This window comes from Mitsuaria sp. BK041 (genome assembly GCF_014193085.1).
In the GTDB taxonomy this organism is placed as follows: domain Bacteria; phylum Pseudomonadota; class Gammaproteobacteria; order Burkholderiales; family Burkholderiaceae_C; genus Roseateles.
This window is the reverse complement of the sequence record NZ_JACHYT010000001.1, coordinates 1,958,358-1,980,244: the sequence shown is the minus strand read 5'-3', so window position 1 is coordinate 1,980,244 and position 21,887 is coordinate 1,958,358. Positions and strand designations below refer to the sequence as shown.

General features: G+C 71.4%; 17 protein-coding genes. 10 read left to right on the top strand and 7 right to left on the bottom strand.

The annotated features are described in order from the left end of the window. The first annotated feature begins 231 nt into the window (after positions 1 to 231). The 8 genes from FHT38_RS08690 to tolA all read left to right on the top strand — a co-directional run bounded on the left by FHT38_RS08690 (position 232) and on the right by tolA (position 11,458). Positions 232 to 1,041 (top strand): DUF6250 domain-containing protein, encoded by an 810-nt coding sequence (locus FHT38_RS08690; protein ID WP_141225263.1) that lies wholly within the window; start codon positions 232 to 234, stop codon positions 1,039 to 1,041. A gap of 127 nt (positions 1,042 to 1,168) precedes the next feature. Continuing rightward, entirely contained in the window at positions 1,169 to 3,502 is a 2,334-nt protein-coding gene (locus FHT38_RS08685; protein ID WP_183491286.1) for a TonB-dependent receptor, read from the top strand. Between the two features lie 3 nt (positions 3,503 to 3,505). Beyond that, entirely contained in the window at positions 3,506 to 6,433 is a 2,928-nt protein-coding gene (locus FHT38_RS08680; protein ID WP_221213750.1) for a Tat pathway signal sequence domain protein, read from the top strand. Positions 6,434 to 6,500: 67 nt separating this feature from the next. Further along, positions 6,501 to 8,321, top strand: coding sequence for a rhamnogalacturonan lyase B N-terminal domain-containing protein (locus FHT38_RS08675; RefSeq protein WP_183491284.1), 1,821 nt, complete (start codon positions 6,501 to 6,503; stop codon positions 8,319 to 8,321). After that, a complete protein-coding gene (locus tag FHT38_RS08670) occupies positions 8,318 to 9,148 on the top strand; it encodes a GDSL-type esterase/lipase family protein (protein WP_183491282.1) in 831 nt (276 codons plus the stop codon). Before FHT38_RS08675 ends, FHT38_RS08670 begins: the two co-directional genes overlap by 4 nt. Positions 9,149 to 9,372: 224 nt before the next feature. After that, on the top strand, positions 9,373 to 10,065 hold the full coding sequence (tolQ, locus tag FHT38_RS08665) for a protein TolQ (protein ID WP_091724361.1): 693 nt from the start codon (positions 9,373 to 9,375) through the stop codon (positions 10,063 to 10,065). Between the two features lie 15 nt (positions 10,066 to 10,080). Further along, positions 10,081 to 10,521, top strand: coding sequence for a protein TolR (gene tolR, locus FHT38_RS08660; protein WP_183479174.1), 441 nt, complete (start codon positions 10,081 to 10,083; stop codon positions 10,519 to 10,521). Between the two features lie 34 nt (positions 10,522 to 10,555). Then, the gene (gene tolA / locus FHT38_RS08655) at positions 10,556 to 11,458 is read left to right on the top strand and encodes a cell envelope integrity protein TolA (RefSeq protein ID WP_091725231.1); all 903 of its coding nucleotides are present in this window, start codon (positions 10,556 to 10,558) and stop codon (positions 11,456 to 11,458) included. Here the strand turns inward: tolA and FHT38_RS08650 are convergent. The 4 genes from FHT38_RS08650 to FHT38_RS08635 form a co-directional block, all read right to left on the bottom strand. Further along, the gene (locus FHT38_RS08650; protein ID WP_183491280.1) at positions 11,436 to 12,311 is read right to left on the bottom strand and encodes a hypothetical protein; all 876 of its coding nucleotides are present in this window, start codon (positions 12,309 to 12,311) and stop codon (positions 11,436 to 11,438) included. The genes tolA and FHT38_RS08650 overlap by 23 nt on opposite strands. Next, positions 12,298 to 13,257, bottom strand: a complete 960-nt coding sequence (locus FHT38_RS08645) for a DUF692 domain-containing protein (protein ID WP_183491278.1) — start codon at positions 13,255 to 13,257, stop codon at positions 12,298 to 12,300. The genes FHT38_RS08650 and FHT38_RS08645 overlap by 14 nt, the downstream gene beginning before the upstream one ends. Further along, positions 13,254 to 13,526 carry a hypothetical protein gene (locus FHT38_RS08640; RefSeq protein ID WP_183491275.1) on the bottom strand — a complete coding sequence of 91 codons (273 nt, stop codon included), beginning with the start codon at positions 13,524 to 13,526 and terminating at the stop codon, positions 13,254 to 13,256. The genes FHT38_RS08645 and FHT38_RS08640 overlap by 4 nt, the downstream gene beginning before the upstream one ends. A gap of 225 nt (positions 13,527 to 13,751) precedes the next feature. Next, positions 13,752 to 14,414 (bottom strand): LysE family translocator, encoded by a 663-nt coding sequence (locus FHT38_RS08635; protein WP_183491273.1) that lies wholly within the window; start codon positions 14,412 to 14,414, stop codon positions 13,752 to 13,754. 131 nt (positions 14,415 to 14,545) lie between these two features. Here FHT38_RS08635 and FHT38_RS08630 point away from each other — a divergent pair, with 131 nt between their 5' ends. Next, positions 14,546 to 15,508: a YafY family protein gene (locus FHT38_RS08630; RefSeq protein WP_183491271.1), complete on the top strand. Its 963-nt coding sequence runs from the start codon at positions 14,546 to 14,548 to the stop codon at positions 15,506 to 15,508. A gap of 9 nt (positions 15,509 to 15,517) precedes the next feature. Here FHT38_RS08630 and pcp read toward each other — a convergent pair whose 3' ends face one another. Continuing rightward, a complete protein-coding gene (gene pcp, locus FHT38_RS08625; RefSeq protein ID WP_183491269.1) occupies positions 15,518 to 16,156 on the bottom strand; it encodes a pyroglutamyl-peptidase I in 639 nt (212 codons plus the stop codon). Between the two features lie 159 nt (positions 16,157 to 16,315). On the opposite strand from pcp, the gene FHT38_RS08620 reads away from it, so the two are divergent. Further along, the gene (locus tag FHT38_RS08620; RefSeq protein WP_183491267.1) at positions 16,316 to 18,856 is read left to right on the top strand and encodes a GspE/PulE family protein; all 2,541 of its coding nucleotides are present in this window, start codon (positions 16,316 to 16,318) and stop codon (positions 18,854 to 18,856) included. A 201-nt stretch (positions 18,857 to 19,057) separates the two neighbouring features. Here the strand turns inward: FHT38_RS08620 and FHT38_RS08615 are convergent, their stop codons facing one another. Continuing rightward, positions 19,058 to 20,371 (bottom strand): 3-deoxy-D-manno-octulosonic acid transferase, encoded by a 1,314-nt coding sequence (locus tag FHT38_RS08615; protein WP_183491265.1) that lies wholly within the window; start codon positions 20,369 to 20,371, stop codon positions 19,058 to 19,060. 16 nt (positions 20,372 to 20,387) lie between these two features. After that, a complete protein-coding gene (locus FHT38_RS08610) occupies positions 20,388 to 21,776 on the bottom strand; it encodes a phosphomannomutase/phosphoglucomutase (protein ID WP_183491263.1) in 1,389 nt (462 codons plus the stop codon). Between the last annotated feature and the right edge of the window lie 111 nt (positions 21,777 to 21,887).

Here is a 21,887-nt window from a genome sequence, read left to right as displayed (position 1 = left end):
GCGTAGGCAGGCGGACCGGTGGCGCGAAGCAAGATTCCCGCATATCGATATCGGGTGGCGCGAGCAGGCGCAGGCCGCGGTGCATGGGCGCGTGTCGTCGGGCGCGAGCGTCACGCCCATCGATGGGCAAGCACGAAATCGGCATGTGGCTGGCGGGATTTCGCATTTGCCGGGGCGGGAGGCCGGCCAACATAGTCGCGCCCTGTCCTGTCACCACGCCTTGAATCACCGATGCACCCGTTGAGCGCGAAGGGCCGCGGCCCGGCCCCTGCGCATGCGCCGCACCAGGAAGAGATCCACCGCCCGTCCCGCGCCGTCGCATGGCTGCTGGGACTCGCGAGCCTGGCCGCCCACGCCCAGGAAGCGCCCGGCACGGTGCTGGCGTCGGACGACTTCCGCCACGGCACCAGCGCCTGGCGCATCGAGCGGCAGGCGCCCGACAGCCTCGTGCGCGCCGAGGACGGCGTGCTGGATCTGCAGGCGAGCGCGGGACTGACGCTCTGGTATCGCCAGCCCTTCAGCGGCGATTACGAGATCCAGCTCACCGCGACGCCGCTCAAGGCGTCGTTCCCGGGCCTGCCGGACCGGGTGTCCGACCTCAACCTGTTCTGGAACGCCACCACCGCCGAGGGCGGCGATCCCGGCGCGCGGCAGGCCGATGGCGCGCTCGCCAGCTACGACGCGCTGCGCCTCTATTACCTCGGCTTCGGCGCCAACGGCAACCGCAGCACCCGCCTGCGCCGCTATGACGGCACCGCCGCCAGGCCGCAGGTCGCCGGCTATGCCGACCCGTCGCTGGCCACCGCCGACGACCGCCTCGGCGCGCCGCCCGCGTTCGCGCGCTTGAAGGACGGCGAAGCGGTGCGCCTGCGCATCCAGTCGCGCGCGTCGCCGGGCCAGGCGGCCGAGCTCCGTGTTCTCGCCGATGAGCAACTGGTGTTCGCGTGGACGGATCCCGCGCCGTACCGCCACGGCTGGCTCGCGCTGCGCACGACGGCCAGCCATCTGCGGATCAAGGACTTCCGCGTCCTGCGGCTCTGAACAGTCCTCCCGCCCGCGCCGTCGCGACGCCGCTTCCACGAATCCTTCGCGCCGTCGTGACAACGTTGTCGCCCCTCGTCTCATTCATCTCTTTCGTCTCTTTCCACAACAAGAACCCAGGTCCCTCATGTCGATTCCCGTCCCGTCCCTTTCGCGTCCTCCGCTCGTCGCGGCCCTGTGCGCCGCCGGCCTCCTGCTGGGCGCCCATGCGGCACAGGCCGCCGCGTCCAGCGACAACGTCAACACCAACGCCAACGCCAACGCCACTGCCGGTGCGAATGCCAGCGCCAAGCTGAACACCACCGTCAACGACAGCAACACCGCCAGAGCCACGTCCAACGTCACCGAGCTCGACGCGGTGCAGGTCACCGGCCGCGCGAAGAAGGAGCAGCATCCGCAGCGCCCGGCCTCGGCCGTCTCGCGCGTGCGCGGCGAATCACTGGCCGAGCTGCATGTCGAGGACATCCAGGACCTGCAGTACGTGGTGCCGGGCCTCTACATCCAGAGCACGGACTCGAACGACACGCAGCTCACCATCCGCGGCGTGGGCGACGGCGGCGGGCAGACCAGCGGCGACCAGAACATCGGCATGCCCAGCAGCGTCGCCACCTATGTCGACAACGTCTACTTCCCGCGGCCGGGCATCATCCGCTCGCTGACCGACATCGATTACGTCGACGTGTTCAAGGGCCCGAGCGGCACCGTGTTCGGCCAGAACGCGACCGGCGGCGCGATCGACATCCACACCAAGGGCCCCGCCTTCCAGCGCGAAGGCGCGGTCAGCGTCTCGTACGCGGAGCGCAACACGTCCAAGCTGACGGCGGCCCTGTCGGGACCGCTCAGCGACAGCGCCGCCTACCGCGTCACGGCGCTGTACGCGCACAGCGACGGCGCGGTGAAGAACCTCGCCGACGGCGGCCACCTCAACGGCTACGAGCGCAAGGGCCTGCGCGCGCAGGTGCTGCTGCGGCCCAGCGCCAGCTTCGAGCTGAAGCTGACCGCGGACTACGGCGCCGAATCGGCCACGCCAGCCCGCGTCTACAAGTCGGTGGCGGACAGCTTCCCGGCCACGGCGCGCAAGATCGGCGCGAGCTACGTGGCCGGCGGCCGCGAGACCATCGTCGACGACGTCACCACCACCGCCGCCGAGCAGGGCGGCGTGTCCGCCGAGGCCAACTGGAAGCTGGACGGCGGCTACAAGTTCCGCTCGGTCACGGCCTGGCGCCATTACCGCTATGTCCCGCAGTTCGCCGACGAGCTCAGCGTGCGCATCTACGCCAACAGCGGCACGGCGGTGGACGACTCGACCTTCACCCAGGACCTGCGCCTGGAGTCGCCGCGCGGCGAGTTCTTCGACTACGTCGTGGGCCTGAGCTACTTCCGCGACAACCAGGACACCGAGGCCCACACCCGCTACGCCAGCACGGACATCGTCAACACCTACGCGGGCAACGGCTTCAAGGGCCTGGACATCGTCCGCAACGGGCACCTGGAAGACGAGATGAGCTCGGCCTACGGCCGCGGCACCTTCCACCTGAGCGATCGGCTGGACCTGCAGCTCGGCGCGCGCGCCACCTACAACGATCGCGACGCGAGCTTCGTCCGGCTCAACCGCGCCGCCTTCGATTCCGGCGACCTGCGCGTGCACAAGGTGCTGCCGTCCGCGTCGGCCAGCCTGAAATTCCAGATCGACGACGACTGGAGCAGCTACCTGTCCTACGGCTACGGCCGCAAGGCCGGCGGGATCAATGTGTCCGCGGGCGCCGCCAAGAAGGCCGGCCTCGACACGCTGCTGCTCAAGCCCGAGACCACGCGCAACGTGGAGATCGGCGTGATCGGCGCGCTGGTGCCGGACCGGCTGACGCTGCAGGCCGACGTGTTCCGCACGCAGGTGAGCGACTTCCAGACGCAGGCCTACGACGATGCCAACGCCACCAGCTACCTGATGAACGCGGGCGACTACCGCAGCCAGGGCGTGGAAGTGGCGCTGCGGGCGCAGCCGCTGGAGCGGCTGGACGTGGTGCTGAGCGGCATCGTCAACGATGCACGCTACACGGATTACCGCCGCGCGCTGTGCCCGCCCGAGATCACCGCCACCTTCTGCGACCTCACCGGCCAGCGCGTGTTCAACGCGCCCAAGCAGGTGCTCGCGCTGTCGGCCCGCTACAACTGGTCGCAGGGCGACTTCAAGCCCTACGCCTCCGCGCGCTACACCTACCGCGGCTGGACCTACGGCTCGGTCGACAACGCCGCGTCCGCGCGCGTGCCGGGCTACGGCCTGGCGGCCTTCACGCTCGGCGTGAAGCGCCCCGGCGCCGGCGGCGACTGGGACGCGGCACTCTGGATCACGAACGCCTTCAACAAGCTGTACTACACCCGTCTCAATGGCGGCAGCACGGTGATCGGTTACGTCGGCGACCCGCGCACCGTCGGCATCACCCTCGGCTACGCCTTCCGCTGAGCCATGCCGATCAGCCGACGCCATCTGCTGCGGGGGCCTGCCCTGCTGGCGCTGTCCAGCGCCGCCGCGGCCGCGACAGCCGCCACCGCGGCAAGCACGCCAGCCGGTACCGGCGGGACTGCCCTGCCCGCCCCACCCCGCGCGCTCCCCCGGGCCCTGTCGGACGCGGGGGACGTCCCCTTTGCCCCGGCGGCGCCGACGCCGCTGCCGCATGACCTCGACCCCCACGCGCTGCGCTGGCTGGACGGCGCGGCGCCGACCGGGCATGCCGGCACGGACTGGGGTTGGCCATGGCCGCGCGGCGAGGCGCGGCGCGGCCAGGCCTTCGCGCTGCGGGACAGCGAGGGTCGGCTGCACGCGCTGCAAGGCTGGCCGCTGGCCTGGTGGCCTGACGGCTCGGTGAAGTGGTCCGGCCATGCGCTGCCACCCGCCTTGACGCCGCCGGGCGAGGCCACCAAAGCCTGGCGCATCGTTGCGCTGCCACCTGGCAAGGCGGCGCCCTCGCCCATCACGCCGCTGCGCGTGAAGGAGACGGCCGATGCGGTGATCGTCGACACCGGCGTCATCCGCTGCACTGTGCCGCGGCGCGGCGTCACGCTGGTGGCCTCGATCACGCGCGGCGGCGTCGACCTCCTGCGCGAGCTGCGCCTGGTGGCCGATGCCGATGACGCGCCCGATGACGAAGGGCCGACGCGCCGCACGCGGCGCAGCCGCGGCGAGGTGGAGACCGTCGACATCGAGCAGCGCGGGCCGCACCGCGCGGTGCTGCGCTTGCGCGGCCGCCATCGCGTGCTCCCGGACACTGCCGCCGATACCGCACCGGCCATAGCTACTAGCACCAGCACCACGGCCACCGGCTCCGCTGCCGATGCCGCCGCGCGCGCGTGGCTGCCCTTCGACCTGCGGCTCTACCTGTACGCTGGCGGCGACGCGCTGCGCATCATGCACAGCTGGGTCTTCGACGGCGACCCGCAGCGCGACTTCCCGCGCGGCCTGGGCCTGATCGCCGACGTGCCGCTGCGCGACCCGCTGCATGACCGTCACCTGCGTTTCGCCGGCGCGGCCGAGGGCCCGGACGCGGGCCTGTGGGCCGAGGCCGTGCGCGGCTTCACCGGGCTGCGCCGCGACCCCGGCGCCGAGGTCCGCGCCGCGCAGCTCGAGGGCCGCGCCTGCCCGCCCGACAGCACCTGGCAGCGGACGGTGCGCGAGCTCCAGGATCACATCCCCGCCTGGGGCGACTTCAGCCTCACCCAGCACTCGCCGGATGCCTTCCAGATCCGCAAGCGCACGCGGCCGGGCCACACCTGGATCCATGCCGCCGACGGCGCGCGCGCCGCCGGCCTGGGCTACGTGGGCGGCCCGGGCGGTGGCCTGGCCTTCGGACTGCGCGACTTCTGGCAGCGCCATCCGGCGCAGCTGGAGGTGCGCGGCGCCCACACCGACACGGCGCAGGTGCGGCTGTGGTGGCACAGCCCCGACGCGCCGGCGATGGACCTGCGGCCTTACCACGACGGCCTCGGGCAAGACACCTTCGAGCAGCAGCGCCAGGGCCTCGAGCTGACCTACGAGGACTACGAGCCGGGCTTCGACACCGCGGTGGGCGTCGGCCGCAGCCACGAGATCACGCTCTTCGCGCTGGCCGCGACGCCATCGCGCGAGCGCCTGCTGCAGCTGGCGCGGCTGGTGCAGACGCCGCCGCGGCTCGTGGCCGCGCCGCGCCGCTACCTCGACACGCAGGTCTTCGGCCCGCTGTGGTCGCTGCCCGACCGCGGCACGCCGGCCAAGGCCGCGATCGAGGACCGGCTCGACAGCCTCTTCGACTTCTACCGGCGCGAGGCGGAGCAACGTCGCTGGACCGGCTTCTGGGATCACGGCGACATCCGCCACACCTATGACGAGGACCGCCACGAGTGGCGCTACGACGTGGGCGGCTTCGCCTGGGACAACTCGGAGCTCTCGCCCGACCTGTGGCTCTGGTCCGCCTTCCTGCGCAGCGGGCGGGCGGACATCTTCCGCTTCGCGGAGGCGATGGTGCGCCACACCAGCGAGGTCGACACCTACCACCTCGGCCGCTTCCAGGGCCTGGGCACGCGGCACGGCGTGCTGCACTGGAGCGACAGCGCCAAGCAGCTGCGCATCAGCACCGCCGCCTACCGTCGCCACTACCACTACCTCACCGCCGACGAACGCATCGGCGACGTGCTGCACGCGCTGCGCGACGCGGACCGCACGCTGATCACGCTCGATCCGGGACGCAAGCTGGGCGCGCGGCCGAGCGGTGCCGGCGACGGGCTGCTCGGCGTCGGCACCGACTGGGGCGCGCTGCTGGCCAACTGGCTGACCGAGTGGGAACGCAGCGGCGACCCGCGCTGGCGCGACCGCATCCGACGCGGCATGCAGAGCGTCGCCGCGATGCCGCATGGCTTCTTCAGCGCCGCCACCGCGGGTTATGAACTCGAGACCGGCGCGCTGATCGATGTCTCGGGCGGGCGCGTCGGCGCGAGCCATCTGAGCGCGGTGTTCGGGCTGACGGAGATGGTGGCCGATCTCATCGCGCTGGTCGACGTGCCGGGCTTCGAGGACGCCTGGCTGCAGTACTGCGCGCTCTTCAACGCACCGGTCGAGGAACAGCGCCGCGCGCTGGGCGCGCCGCACGGTGGAGCCCGGGCGCTGTACGTGGGGCACTCGCGCCTGACCGCCTACGCGGCATGGCGCCGCCGCGATCCGGCCCTGGCGCAACGCGCCTGGCGCGAGTTCCTGAGCGATCCCCGCTCCGGGCCGCTGGCGACGCGGCGCGTCGATGGTCCCGCCGTGCTCCGCCCGGTGGTCGAGGCGCCCGGCCTGAGCACGAACGACGCCGCGCAATGGGCGCTGGCGGCGATCCAGAACCTCGCCCTCATCGGCGATGCCCTTCCCGAGGCGTCTCCCTGAGGCGCTTTCCCGTCCCCGGCCGACGCCTCGACATCGCGCGGGCGGCCTTCATCCACGAGGAGCAAGCATGTTGAATCCCCGATCCTGGCGCGCCTGGCTGGCGCGGGCCGCCGTCGTCGCGAGCGCGCTCGCCCTGCCCCATGCGGCGATGGCCGCGTTCAGCCTCACCACCCGCTGGGACAGCGGCAGCGCCTCCAAGGTCCAGTTCGAGGTGGACACCAACGCGGGCCTGGTCCTGCGCGTCATGGCCTATGACAACGGCGCCAGCACGCAGTCCGCGGGCGACATCTCCAGCCTCGTCTACAACGGCGTCCAGTACCAGGATCCGGCGCGCGGCTCCCAGCTCAACTCGGGCTTCGACGGGCTGTACAGCAATGTCTCGGCGGTGAGCGTCTCGGCGGAGATGCTGTCTGCCAGCGGCGCGTCGACGCCGGCCTCGACGGCGCAGAACGGCGCGCTCACCGGCGGGGCCTACATCAAGATCACGGTCACCAGCAACAGCGGCAAGGGCGGGCTGCTCAAGCACTACTACCTGATCAAGGCGGGCGAGCCCCGCGTCTACATGGCCACCTATTTCACCGAGGAGCCCGACACGCTGAACATGGTGCGCTACATCGTGCGCGTGCCCATCGGCGCGCTGTCCAGCGGCCCGCCGGCGGGCGTGCCCGGTGGGCAGACCAGCGCGGGCACCTGGCCGCAGGACCTGCGCGGCACCGACACCACGGTGGAGTCGGGCGACGTGTTCGGCTTCTCCGCGAGCAGCGCCTTCGCGGGGCAGACGCGCTCCAAGCACTACGCCAACCAGCGGCTCAAGGACTGGCAGTACTTCGGCGGCCGCAACAGCGCCGGCACCGTCGGCTTGTGGCTCTACCGCGATGGCCAGGAGGGCGGCTCGGGCGGGCCGTTCTACCGCAGCCTGCTCAACCAGATCACGACCACCACCAACGAGCTGACCTACATCGTCAACTACAGCGAGGGCCAGACCGAGCCCTTCCGGCTCGGCGTGCTCAACGCCTACACGCTGATCTTCACCGACGGCAGCGCGCCGGCCGCGCCCGACACCAGCTGGTTCTCCGTGGCGGGCCTGCAGGGCTACGTGCCGCCGTCCGGTCGCGGCGGCATCGCCGGCGTGGCCTTGACCGGCACCGTCGCGGGCAACGCCTACACCGTCGGCTTCGCCAACGACAAGGCGCAGTACTGGGCCTCGGCCGACCTGGCCAACCGCGGCTTCTTCAAGGCCACCGGCATGCTGCCCGGCGCCTACACGCTGACCGTCTACAAGAACGAACTGGCGGTCTACAGCACCGGCGTGCAGGTCACCGCGGGGAGCACCGCCTCCTTGAACACCATCGCCATCGACGGCGATCCGGAAGCCACGCCCGCGCTCTGGCGCATCGGCCGCTGGGACGGCGCACCCACCGAGCTGCGCAACGGCGCCCAGGTCACGACGATGCACCCGTCCGACGTGCGCCTGGCCAGTTGGTCGCCAGGCGCCTTCACCGTGGGCAGTTCGGCCGACACGGCCTTCCCGGCGTATCTCTGGCGCGACGTGAACAGCGGCCAGGTCGTGCGCTTCACCCTGACCAGCGCCCAGGTCAAGGACGCGACGCTGCGCATCGGCATCACGACGGCCAGGGCCAACGGCCGGCCATCGATCAGCGTCAACACCTGGAGCTCGGACACGCCGGCGGCCTCGACGCAGCCCACGACGCGCACGCTCACGGTCGGGACCTATCGCGGCAACAACACCACCTACCGCTTCGCGATTCCCGCGAGCGCGCTGGTCGTCGGCACCAACACGCTGACGATCAACGTCGCCGGCGGCGGCTCGGCCACCGGCTACCTGAGCCCGTCGTTCGCGGTCGACGCGATCGATTTCGTCCAATGAGCGCGGGGCGTCGCGGGCCGAGCCGCCGCGCGCTGCTGGCGCTGGCGGCGGGGCTGGGAGCGGCGTCGTGGCGCGGGGGTCGGGCGGAGGCGTCGGCCGCCGGGCCCGCGCCGAGGGATCGTGGCAGGACCCTGTTCATCGTCGGCGACTCCACCGTGCGGAGCGCCGGACGCCATGGCCAATGGGGCTGGGGGGAACGGCTGGCGCCGTGGTTCGACCCCGGCGAGCTGACGGTGGCCAACCACGCGATGGCCGGCCGCAGCAGCCGCAGCTTCCTGCGCGAGGGACGATGGGCCGAGGTGCGCTCGCTGCTGAAGCCGGGCGACGCGGTGCTGATCCAGTTCGGCCACAACGACCTCGGCCGCGTCGGCGATCCCGCCGCCAAGCAGCGCGGCGTGCTGCCGGGGATCGGCGACGAGACCGTGGAGGAAGCGCTGCCCGACGGCGGCGTCGAGCAGGTCCGCAGCTTCGGTGCCTATCTGACGGCGTACCTGCGCGACGCGCGGGCCGCCGGCGCGGTGCCCGTCGTCGTCTCTCCGGTGCCGCACCGGGACCACTGGCGGGACGACGTGGACTTTGCCGACATCGGCGCCTGGGGCCGGGAGGTGGCGCGGCGCGAGGGCGGGTGGTTCATCGACCTGACCGGGGCCGTCACCGAGGCCTACCGCGCGCTCGGCCAGGCCGAGGTGGACCGGCTCTTCGCCGACGCCAACACCCACACCAACGAGGCGGGCGCGACGCTCAACGCCGAATGCGTCGCGCGCTTGCTGGGCGCCCTGCCGGACGCGGCGGAGGTGCCCCGACCGCGGGCACGGCCGCGCGCGTAGTCCCAGGCCGAAGACCGCGGCGTTCAGGTGCGCCTGGTCTCCCCCTCGCACCGCTGACACGCTTCTTTGCATGTGGCTGGTTCGCCGTTTGCCAAGGAGGCCGCCAGTCTTGTCACAATTCCCCCTTTCGATCTCGACCCGACCCTCGACCGGCCACCGCTCACCGCCGGCCTCCGCGCGCCTTCGCGCCGGGTGCCGTCCCGCGATCACCCTTCGTTGACCTCATGAACCAAGACCTCTCCATCATTTCCCTGATCGCCCATGCCAGCCTGACGGTGCAGCTGGTGATCGCCGCGCTGCTGCTGGTGTCGCTCGCGAGCTGGAGCGTGATCTTCAGCAAGCTGATCGCGCTGGGACGCGTCAAGGCGCGCAACGAGGGCTTCGAGCAGGAGTTCTGGTCGGGCAAGAACCTCAACGACCTCTACACCAGCGTGTCCAACCGCCCGGACGGCGCGCCGCTGGAGCGCATCTTCGCCTCGGGCATGCGCGAATTCCTGAAGCTGCGCGAGAAGCGCGTCGTCGATTCCGGCGCGCTGCTGGACGGCGCCCGCCGCGCCATGCGCGCCAGCTACCAGCGCGAGCTCGACGCGATGGAATCGCACCTGTCCTTCCTGGCGTCGGTGGGCTCGGTCTCGCCCTACGTGGGCCTGTTCGGCACCATCTGGGGGATCATGCACGCCTTCGTGGGGCTGTCCAACCTGACCCAGGTCACGCTGGCCACCGTCGCCCCGGGCATCGCCGAGGCGCTGGTCGCCACCGCCATCGGCCTGTTCGCCGCCATCCCGGCGGTGCTGGCCTACAACCGCTTCGCCCGCCAGATCGACCGCAACGCCATCACGCTGGAAACCTTCATCGAGGAGTTCTCCAACATCCTGCAGCGCAACGCCGGCCAGCCGGCGCCGGCCGCGCAGCGCTGATCCGGAGGAACGGCCATGCCCGCGATGTCCTCCCGCGGCGGCTCGCGCCGCCGCACGATGAACGAGATCAACATGGTCCCCTTCATCGACGTCATGCTGGTGCTGCTGATCATCTTCATGGTCAGCGCGCCCCTCATCACCACCGGCGTCGTCGACCTGCCCAGCGTCGGCACCGCCAAGACCCAGCCGCAGCACGTGATCCAGGTGATCGTGGGCACCGACGAGCAGCTCAAGATCAAGCTCGACGGCGACCAGGATCCGTCGCCGGTGCCGCTCAAGGCGCTGGCCGCGCGCGTCCGGGACGCGCAGAAGGGCGACGCGGCCACGCCGGTCGTGATCTCCGCCGACCGCAACGTGAAGTACGAGGCCGTCGTCAAGACGATGGACGTGCTGCAGCGCGCGGGCATCCAGCGGGTCGGGCTGGCCGTGAAGAACGGCGCCCCGGCCGATCGCTGAGATCGGGAAGCGGCCCCAGACGATGAGCAACGCGATGGACATCGCCTCCCGATTCCACCCCGAACGCGATCCGCTGCGCCCGCCGCCGGCGCCGGGCCTGGGCCGCGGCTTCAGCTTCGCGGTCGTCGCGCACGTGCTGCTGGTGGTGGCGCTGAGCTTCGGCGTGAGCTGGCGCTCGACGCCGGTGCCGGCGCTCGAGGCGGAGCTGTGGTCGGCCGTGCCCCAGGCCGCCGCGCCCAAGGAACAGCTGCCGACCGACCCTCAACCCGAGCCGCCCAAGCCGCAGCCCGAGCCGCCGAAGCCGCAGCAGCCCACGCCCCAGGAGGTCCAGGCGCAGCGCGACGCGGACATCGCGATCGCCAAGGCCAGGGAGCGCAAGCAGAAGGAAGAGCAGGAGCAGCGCGAGGCCGAGGAAAAGCGCAAACAGGACCAGCGCCGCAAGGACGAGGCCGAGCAGAAGGAGCGCGACCGCAAGGCCAAGGAAGAGCAGGCGAAGAAGGACGAGGCCAAGGAGAAGGCCGACAAGGCCAAGACCGAGAAGGCCCGCAAGGACGCGGAAGCCCGCGCCGAGGCGCAGCGCCAGGAGAACCTGCGGCGCATCCAGGGCATGGCCGGCGCCAGCGGCGGACCGACCTCGACCGGCACGGCGCTGAAGAGCTCCGGCCCGTCGGCCAACTACGCGGGCCGGATCAAGGCCCGCGTGCGGCCCAACATCATCTACGCCGACCCGGGCGGCCCGTCCAACCCCGAGGCCGAGGTCGAGGTCCGCGCCGGCCCGGACGGCACGATCGTGGCGCGCAAGATCGTCAAGTCCAGCGGCCTGCCGGACTTCGACGGCGCGGTGCTGCGCGCGCTCGACAAGACGGAGAAGCTGCCGACGGACACCGACGGCACCGTGCCGCGGGTGATGATCATCACCTTCCGACCCCGCGAGTGAACCGCAGGGGGAACGCGACGCCATAGGCGTCGGCGCCCCCGCCCTGCTCGACCGTCTCGACCCGCGCCATCCAGCCGCGCGTCATCGCCACCGGCAGCCAGGCGCTGAAGTCGAAGGCGGCGCCGGCCAGCTGGAGCGCGCGCTCGAGGTCGTGCCCGGCCTGGAGCGCCTCGAACCAGCGCAGCGCGGCGGCGTCGATCGCCATCGCGCGGCCCTGCCAGCCGTCGCGCCAGACGACCACCGCCTCGCGCGCGCCGATGCCGAAGCTCTCCGTCGGCAGCTCGAGCAGCCCGCGCAGCGAGGGCGCGTGGCAGCGATGCAGCGCCACATGGTCCGCCAGCACCAGCCGCACCGCCGCGGCGGGCAGTCGTCCCAGCAGCACCAGCGAGCCCGGATCCCGCCCCGGCTCCGGCAGGCGCTCGACCTGATGCAGGTTCCATTCGAGGCGCGCCAGCGCGGTCCACAGCGGTGGCAGCCCGACCGCCTCGGCCTCGGCGAGCAGGCCGATGAGCGCCTCGCCCCAGGTGCCGAGGTCGCCCTGGACCGGCGGATGACGGCGCCAGCAGGTCCAGGCCAGCGAGGCGAAGCTGCCTGCCTGGTGGGCCTCCATGCGCTCGCGCAGGCGCGGATAGACCCCGGCCAGCACGCGCTCGGCGCGGAGGCCGGCCTGGACGCGGTACAGCCGCAGCGCCTGGGCCAGGCCGCCCGGCAGCGCCGGCAGCGCATGCAGGCCGGCCGGCGCCAGGGCCAGCGCCTCGCCCTCGGAGGCCGCGAGCAGGGTGTCGGCCAGCCGGCCCTGGCGTTCGATCAGCTTGCGCTGCCCGTTCTGTTCGTCGCTCTCATGCCGCGTCATCGTCGGACTCCTGGAACTGGATGGGGAAGCTGTCCCGGCCGCGCCGGTCCTGCCGGGGCGGCGGCGGGGCGATCACCTCGCGGTCGAAGGCCTGCTGCTCGCGGCGCGCCCGCGCGACCTCCTCCGTCAGCGTCGCCAGCGGCGGCGCCGGGCGGCCGCGGTCGATCACGGTCGGGCGTGCGCCGATGCGGCCCAGCGCGTGGCGGTAGAGCGACCAGACGTCCTCGCCGACCGGATCGCCCTGCCCGCCGAAGGCCACGCCCTGCGCCTGCGCATGGCCGGCCAGGTGGTACTGGCCGACGACGGCCGGATCGATCTCGTCCAGCCAGGCGATGCCGGCCCGCACGCTCGCCTCGTCCCGATGACCGCGGTTGATCGCAGTGACGACCAGGCTGTCCAGATTGACCAGCACCCCGCAACCGGTGCGACGCGCCAGCGCATTGAAGAACGCGGGCTCGCTCAGCGTGTCCTCGTCCCACGCGAGGCAGGCCGCGATCGGCTCGATCAGGATCTGCCGCCCCAGCGCTTCCTGCGCCGTGTCGACATGGTCGGCCAGCAGCGACAGGCTGCGTTCGCTGAAGGGAATCGGCAGCCGCGCGTGCAGGTGGATGGGCGCTCCGGGTCGATGCACGCGGTTGAAGCAGGCGTATTCGGACACCGCGCCCGGCCGCACCGCGTCGACCAGGTCCCTCACCTGCCGCAGGTGGCCGCCGTCGATGCCGACCGCCGAGCCCAGCCCCAGGCCCGCGCCGTGCAGGCTCACCGGGAAGCGGCGCGCGGCGTCCAGCAGCAGCTGGCGGGCGGCGCCGCCGGGCGACAGGAAGTCCTCGGTGAGGACCTCGAGGAAATCGATGCCGGGCGCGCCGCGGACCATCACCTCCTGGTAATGAGGCTGCCGCCACGCGACGCCCACGGCGACCGGCCACAAGGGGGCGCCGGACCTCACGATGCCGCCTTCGCGCCGCCACAGCCCTCGGCGCCGCCGGACCCGGGGCCGACCCCGCTCGTCACGCGGGCCGGCGCCGCCGGGAGGTATTGCCAGTCGCTCGGCAGCTGACCGATCGCTGCCTCGACTGACAAATCCTCGTGATTGTTCTGACTCGCCTTGATGAGGCCATACCACCTCTTGGTGTCGCGACCGTCAGGCGCATGGGCCGAGGTGCCCGCCGCCAGCGCGGCCGTCAGCGCGGCGAGGATGATGTGGCGTGTGGTCATGAACAACTCCGATGGGACGGGGCCTGGCCCCGCGAGGGTGGATGGATCGGCGCGTCGCCGGATCTCGTCGATCCGCCGGCCACGCGCCGGGGCCCTCAGTTGTCGACCTCTCCCGCGCGTTTGGCGTCGGGTCGGAGTTCATTGACAAGGATCAAGCGCATTGACGCCCTCGCCCCACGCCGACGACACGCTGCGACACGCCGTCCGCGCCCGTCGCCGACGGCCTCAGCCCAGCGCCGCCATCCCCGCCTGGTGCCAAGCCTGCCACGCGGTATAGAGCGCCGTGACCCACAGCAGCAGCCCCACGCCGCGCAGCAGCAGGCGTTGGCGCCGCAGTCCGGCGGCGTCGGCGGTGCCGAGCCGGCGACGCCCGCCCGCGGCCAGCCAGGCCAGCCCGCCGTAGACGCCGATCTGCGTCGCGGCGGTGACGATGCCGATCGCGCCGAGCTGCAGGGCCAGCCCGCCGCGCTCGGGATGCACGAACTGCGGCAGCACCGCCAGGCTGAAGAGGTAGGCCTTGGGATTGAGCAGGTTGGTCAGCATCGCGCCGAAGAAGGCCGAGTGCGCGCGCGGCCCGTCCGCCGGCCGCGCCTGTGTGGCGCTGGGTTCGGCGCGCATCAGGCCCCAGCCCAGCCAGCCGAGGTAGATCGCGCCGGCGACCAGCATGATCGTGAACGCGCCGGGCAGCGCCTGCACCAGCAGGGCCAGGCCCATCGCGCCCATCGCGAGGTGGCAGAACGCCCCCGCGACGATGCCGCCCAGCGCCGCCAAGCCCGCGCGCAGCCCACCCGTCAGGCTGTGCCCGACGACGAAGGCCATGTCCATGCCCGGGATCAGCACGATGCCGAGCACCAGGGCGAAGTAGAGCGTCAGGTCGGCGGGATTCATTCGAGGGTCTCCTGGTTGGAGGGCGGCTGTGGCGCCCAGGCTGCGCACGAGGCGCGAATGGCACGCAGCCTAGGGCCGATATAGGACGGATCCAGCCCTATATCGAACGCAGGCACCGTAGACTCGCTGGCATGTCGCTCCCCGCCTCCCGGATCCTGGCCCTGCTCGAACTGCTGCAGTCGCGCGGGCAGCTCGACGGCGCCGCCATCGCCGCCGAGCTGCAGGTCGAGCGCCGCACCGTGCGGCGCTACGTCGTGGCGCTGGAGGCGCTGGGCATCCCCGTCGACCGCGAGCGGGGCCGCTTCGGCGGCTACCGCCTGGCGACCGGCTTCCGCTTGCCGCCGCTGATGTTCAGCGAGGACGAGGCGCTGGCCCTGGGCCTGGGACTGCTCGCCGCGCGGCAACTGGGACTGGCCGACACCGCGCCGGCGGTCGCCAGCGCGCAGGCCAAGCTCGAACGCGTGCTGCCCGCGGCGCTCAAGCAGCGCCAGCGCGGCATCGCCGAGCGCGTCGCCCTCGACCTGCAGCCGGCCGTGCCCGCCAACCCCGCGGCGCTGTCGGCGCTGGGTGCGGCGGCCCTGGCGCAGCAGCGCGTGGCGATGCGCTACCGCGACATGCAAGGACGGCTCAGCGAGCGGCCGTTCGATCCCTATGGACTGGGCTACCGCGGCGGGCGCTGGTATGCGGTGGGCCATTGCGGGCTGCGGCGGGCGCTGCGCTCGTTCCGGCTGGACCGGATCGAATCGGTCGATCCGCTGCCGCAGAGCTTCGGCCGCCCGGAAGGCTTCGACGTGCTCGCGCACCTGCACGCCTCGCTGGTCGAGATGCCACGCGCCCATGCGGTGCGGGCGCTGGTGCAGGCGCCGCTGGAGGCACTCACGCGCCAGCCGCTGGCCGCGATCAGCAGCCTGGAGCAGCAGGAGGACGGCGTGCTGCTGCGCTGCCAGGCGGATGAACTGCCCTGGATGGCGCTTTCATTCGCCGCCCTGCCCTTCCCGTTCCGCATCCTGGAGCCCGATGCGCTCGCGCGTGAGATCGCCTCGCATGCGAGGCAACTCCTGACCCTCGCCGGTCAGGCGCCGGCTCTCGACTGAGCCAGCCCTTCAGTCGAGCTGCCCGCCGCCGAGGCGGGCTTCCTCGGCCGTCACGGCCAGTTCGAGGGCCAGGCGCGTGGCCGCGACCAGCGTCGGCAGCGGCAGGCTGGGCGCGCCGGGATGGCGCGCCGCCTGCTCGGGCAGGTAGGGAATGTGCATGAAGCCGCTGCGAACAGCGCGTTCCTTCACCAGATGCTGCAGTCCGTAGAACAGGTGATTGCAGACGAAGGTGCCGGCGGTCTGCGACACCGACGCCGGAAATCCCGCTTCCCGCAGCCCCGCCACGATCGCCTTGATCGGCAGCGTCGAGAAGTAGGCGGCGGGCCCGCCCGGGACGACTGGTTCGTCGATGGGCTGGGCGCCGGCGTTGTCGGGGATCCGGGCGTCGTCGACGTTGATCGCCACCCGCTCCAGCGACAGGTCGCAGCGCCCGCCGGCCTGGCCGATGGCCAGCACCACCGACGGCTTCACCCGCGCCAGCGCCTCGTCCAGCCGCGTCAGCGCCTCGCCGAAGACGCAAGGCAACTGGACCGCCACCACGCGCGCGCCGCCGATCACCTCACCGTTGAGCGCTCGCGCCAGTTCCCAGGAGGGGTTGATGGTCTCGCCGCCGAACGGCTCGAACCCGGTCACCAGCAGGTTGTTCATGGTCGGCGAGTCTAGCCGGGCGGACGGCTGGGGCCAGCGACGATCCGGGGCCGGATAGGCAGGCACGCCACCTGCTTATCCGAGTAGTGGGCCCACCACAAACGAGTTACTCTCCCGCCCTATATCTGCCTAGACACAGAACTCCGCGGAGACCGCCTGATGACCGACCCGTCCGTGCCGCTGCAATGGCCTCAAGCCCAGCCGTCCGCCTCGCCGGCGGCTGAGGCGGCACCGCTGTTCGAGTGGCCGACGCCTCCCTTCGCCGCCTATCCCCGGCCGCGCACCCAGCGCGAGCCGCAGGCCTGCGAGATCCTCGGCCTGAACGGCAGCCGCACCGTCGGCAAGGTGATCCTGATGGTGCCGGGCGAACGCCTGGCGCAAGTCGTGGTGCCGCCGGCGCGCAACGCGATGCCGCTGAAGTTCTCGCAGTTCAAGGCGCTCAAGCTGCTGCACGCGATCGAGGTGCCACCGCGCGATCCGGCCACCGCCAACGACCCGCTGTCGCTGGACCAGCGCCCGCGCAGCGAGTTCAAGCTGGTCTACCAGGGCGGCGAAGAACAGAAGGGCACGACCATCGGCCATCACGAGACCGACCTCGGCCTGTTCCTGTTCCCGCCGGTCAGCGACACCAGCGACTGGGTGCGCTGCATGTTCGTGCCGCGCGAGGTGCTGGTCAGCTTCGAGGTCGGCGAGCGCATCGGCGACCTGCTGGTACGCCAGCAGGTGGCGACGCAGGAGCAGGTCGACGACGCCGCCGGCGAGCAGCGAGACCTGCGCGACCGCCGCGTCGGCGACATCCTGGTGGCGCAGCACATCGTCTCGGCCGAGCAGCTGATGCTCGCGATCGAGCAGCAGGCCAAAATGCCGATGGTGCGCATCGGCGAAGCGCTGCTCGCGCTGGACCTGGTCACGCAGGCGCAGCTCGACGAGGCGCTGGCGCAGCAGAAGCAGGACCGCTCGGTGCCGCTGGGCGAGTTGCTGGTGCGCAAGGGCATCGTCACGCGCGCGCAGCTGCAATCGGCGCTGGCCCGCAAGATGGGCTATCCGCTGGTGGACGCGGACAACTTCGCGATCGAGCCGGACGCGGTGCGCAAGCTGCCGTTCTCGGTGGCCAAGCGGCTGGAGGTGCTGCCGCTGGTGCTGCGCGACGGCCGCCTGATCGTCGCGATGGAAGACCCGACGCGGCGCGACTGCATCGACGAGGTCGAGTTCATCACCCAGCTCAAGGTCGTACCGGCGCTGGCGCGGCTGGGCTCGCTGCAGTTCGCGATCCCGACCTCCTACGAACGCTTCGGCGGCCAGCCGATCGTCAATCGCGACGGCGGCCTGCCGCCGCTGTCCATGGACTTCGAGCTCGACAGCTCCGACAAGCTGATCGAGACGCTGGAGCGCGAGGGCCAGGAGCAGGTCGCGCGCGAGGCCGCGCGCGAGGAGGAGAAGGAACGCCAGATCGAGCAGAGCGACAACTCGCTGGTCCGGCTGATCAACACGATGATCATCGACGCGCACAACCAGAACGTGTCGGACATCCACATCGAGACCTATCCGGGCAAGGAGAAGGTCAAAATCCGCTTCCGCAAGGACGGCGTGCTGCAGCCCCACCTGGAACTGCCGCACACGTATCGCAGCGCGATGATCGCGCGCATCAAGATCATGTGCGACCTCGACATCTCGGAGCGCCGCAAGCCGCAGGACGGCAAGATCAACTTCGCGAAGTTCTCGGAGCGCCACAAGATCGAATTGCGCGTGGCCACGATCCCCACCAACAACGGGCTCGAGGACGTGGTGATGCGGATCCTGGCCTCGGCCAAGCCGATCCCGATGGAGAAGCTGGGCTTCTCGGAGCACAACCTGCGCGAACTCAAGGCGGCGTCGGAGCGGCCCTACGGCATGGTGCTATGCGTGGGCCCGACGGGCTCGGGCAAGACGACGACCCTGCACTCGGTGCTGGCCAACATCAACACGCCGGAGCGCAAAATCTGGACGGCCGAGGATCCGGTCGAAATCACGCAGGCGGGGCTGCGGCAGGTGCAGGTCAATCCGAAGATCGACTGGACCTTCGCGAAGGCGCTGCGCGCCTTCCTGCGCGCGGACCCGGACGTGATCATGGTCGGCGAGATCCGCGACGAGGAAACCGCCGAGATCGCGGTCGAGGCCTCGCTGACCGGCCACCTGGTGCTGTCGACGCTCCACACCAACAGCGCGCCCGAAACCGTCACGCGCCTGCTGGACATGGGCATGGACCCGTTCAACTTCGCCGACTCTTTGCTCGCGGTGCTGGCCCAGCGGCTGGTGCGCCGCATCTGCCCGGCCTGCCGCAAGTCCGAGCCGATGCCCGAGGCGACGCTCAACGAACTGCTCGACGACTACCTGCATGTGTTCTCGGCCGAGAACCGGCCGGCGCGCGAGTCGGTGCTGGCCGAGTGGAAAGGCGCGTACGGACAACCCAACCTGCTGCATTACCACTCGCCCGGGTGCGACAAGTGCGACCACACCGGCTTCAAGGGCCGCGCGGGGCTGCATGAGTTGCTGACCGTCTCGCGGCCCATCCGCCGGTTGATCCAGACCGGTGGGCGGGCGGAGGAACTGATGCACCTGGCGATGGCCGAAGGCATGCGGACGCTGCGTCAGGACGGCATCGCGAAGGTGCTGCAGGGCGTGACGACGCTCGGTGAGGTTCGGTCGACCAGCAATCAGTAGAAGTCGCCTGCAACGGCCCGGGCGTTGGCCGCGATGGCATGGGGCTGTCGGACCGTTGGTCCTCCAGCGCTCTCCCGCGTCGCTCAGTCCACCGGACTGAGCTCGGTCGGGTTCGCCCTTGGCGTCAAGCGCCAAAACCCCAAGCCATCCCGTCCCCGATCAGCACCGTCCTTCGACGGATTTGCGACCGAGGACGCCGGATCAGGCTGCGGCCAGTTTCAGGATGGGCGCGGCCATCCGTTGCGCCGCGCCACGATGCGCGGTCGCGAAGGCAGTCGCCGCGTCCGCCATCTCTTGCCGCTCGTTGGGCTGCGTCAGCAGCGCGAGCGCTTGCGACACGCCTTCCGTCAGCGTGGCCACGCGGCGCGCGGCGCCGGCCTGCAGTGACAGCTCCGCTGCCTCGGCGAAGTTGAAGGTGTGCGGGCCCATGAAGAGCGGGACGCCGCAGGCGGCCGTCTCGATCAGGTTCTGCCCGCCCAGCTTCTCGAAGCTGCCGCCCAGTAGCGCGACGTCCGCCAGGCCGTAGTACAGCGCCATCTCGCGCATCGAGTCGCCCAGCCACACGTCCGCCACGCCCGCGCTCAGGGGCGGCGTCGCGATGTCGCTGGTGCCGAAGGCGCTGCGGCGCGCGAGCGTCAGGCCGGCGTCCGTCACCATCGCGGCGATCTCGTCGAAGCGCTGCGGATGACGCGGCACGATCAGCAGCAGCGGTGAACCCGCTGGCGCCCTCGCCGCCCGTGCCGACTTCCAGGCCGCGAGCATCGCGGCCTCCTCGCCCTCGCGGGAGACCGCCAGCATCACCACCGGCCGGTTCAGGCCGGCGCGCCAGGTGCGTCCGCGCGCGAGCAGGGCCTCGTCGGGCTGCAGGTCGAATTTCAGGTTGCCGCTGACACGCACCTCGGCGACGCCGGCCTGGCGCAGCCGGTCGGCGTCCTCGGCGGTCTGCGCCAGCGCCAGGCGCAGGCTGCGCGCCGCGGGCGCCAGCAGCGCCTTGAACTTCTCGCCGCGGCGCAGGCTGCGCGCGGAGAGCCGTGCATTGGCCAGGACCATCGGCACGCCGGCCTTCAGCGCCTCGTGCTGGACGTTGGGCCAGATCTCGGTTTCCATCAGCACGCCGACCGCGGGCCGGGTGCGCCGCAGGAATCGCCGCACCGCGCCCGGCGTGTCGAAGGGCAGCCAGCGCTGCGTGTCGCCGTCGCGCAGCAGCGCGCGGCCGGCTTCCCGGCCGGTCGCCGTGGTGTGGGTGAGCAGCAGCCGCAGGCCGGGCCGCTCCCGCCGCAGCTGCTCGATGAGCGCCGCGGCGGCGCGTGTCTCGCCCAGCGAGACCGCATGCACCCAGATCGCGCCGGGTTCGATCGCCGCGCCGAAGCCGAAGCGTTCGGCGGGATGCGCCGCGTAGAGAGGCTCTTGGCGGCCGCGCAGGAACAGGCGCAGGAAGTACGCCGGCGCGGCAAGCCTCAGCACCGTGCTGAAGACGCCGCGCGCCAGGCGCTCCTTGAACGAGTCCGGCGTCACCGGCAGCGAGCGCCGCTCAATGGCCGGAGGTGAAGGTGATGTCCGGCTTCACGCGCGTGAGCTGCGCCAGGACTTCCTTCTGGATGCGCTCGAGCGCCTCCTGGGTGTGGCCCTCGAAGCGCAGCACCAGCACCGGCGTGGTGTTGGACGCGCGCACCAGGCCGAAGCCGTCGTCGTACTCGACGCGGATGCCGTCGATCGTGACGATCTCCTTGGCATTCGGGAACTCGGCGATCTCCTTGAGCTTGGCCACGACCTCGTGGTGCTCGCCTTCCTTGCAGGGAACGTTGAGCTCGGGCGTGTTGACGCTGTTGGGCAGGTCGTGGAGGACCTTGGACGGGTCCTCGCTGGGCGAGAGGATCTCCAGCATGCGCGCCGCCGTGTACATCGCGTCGTCGAAGCCGTACCAGCGCTCGGCGAAGAAGATGTGGCCGGAGAGTTCGCCGGCCAGCGGTGCGCCGGTCTCCTTGAGCTTGGCCTTGGCCAGCGAGTGGCCGGTCATCCACATCAGCGGCTTGCCGCCGTGCTCGCGGATCCACGGAGCCAGGCGCTGGGTGCACTTGACGTCGAAGATGATCTCCGAGCCCGGCAGGCGCTTGAGGATGTCCGCGGCGATCAGCATGATCTGGCGGTCCGGCATGATCATCGTGCCGTCCTTGGTGACGATGCCCAGGCGGTCGCCGTCGCCGTCGAAGGCCAGGCCCAGCTCGGCATCGGTGGCATGCACGACGCGCTTGAGGTCCTCGAGGTTCTCGGGACGCGAGGGGTCCGGATGGTGGTTGGGGAAGTCGCCGTCCACCTTGGAGAAGATGTCGATGACCTCGCAGCCCAACGCGCGCAGGATGGCCGGGGCGGTCGCGCCGGGGATGCCGTTGCCGCTGTCGACGACGATCTTCATCGGACGCGCCAGCTTCGCATCGCGGACGATGCGCTGGGTGTACTCGGCGATGATGTCCATCGAGGCCACGCGGCCCTTGCCGGTGGCGTAGTCCTCGGCCTCGATGCGGCGCTTGAGGTCCTGGATCTGCTCGCCGTAGACGGCGGCGCCCTTGAGGACCATCTTGAAGCCGTTGTAGTCCTTCGGGTTGTGGCTGCCGGTGACCTGGATGCCGGAGTTGCAGCCATGCTTGCCGCGCGTGGCGGCGACGTAGTACAGCATCGGCGTGGTGACGGCACCGATGTCGACGACATCCAGCCCGGTCGACTTCAAGCCGCGGATCAGCGCATCCACCAGCGACGGGCCGGACAGGCGGCCATCGCGGCCGACGGCGACCGCCTTCTCGCCGAGCTTGAGCGCCTCGGTGCCGAAGGCCTTGCCGAGGTGCTCGGCCAGCGCCTCGTCCAGCGTCGTGCCCACGACACCGCGGATGTCATAGGCCTTGAAGATGGATGCGTGAACTTGCATGTGCGTCCTTGCAGGAATGGGTGATGGTTCAAAAACTGGGGCGCATTGTAGGCAGGCCCCATGCGGCGTCCGTGTAACCCGGTGCACGCAGGCAATTCGCGGACCAAGGGG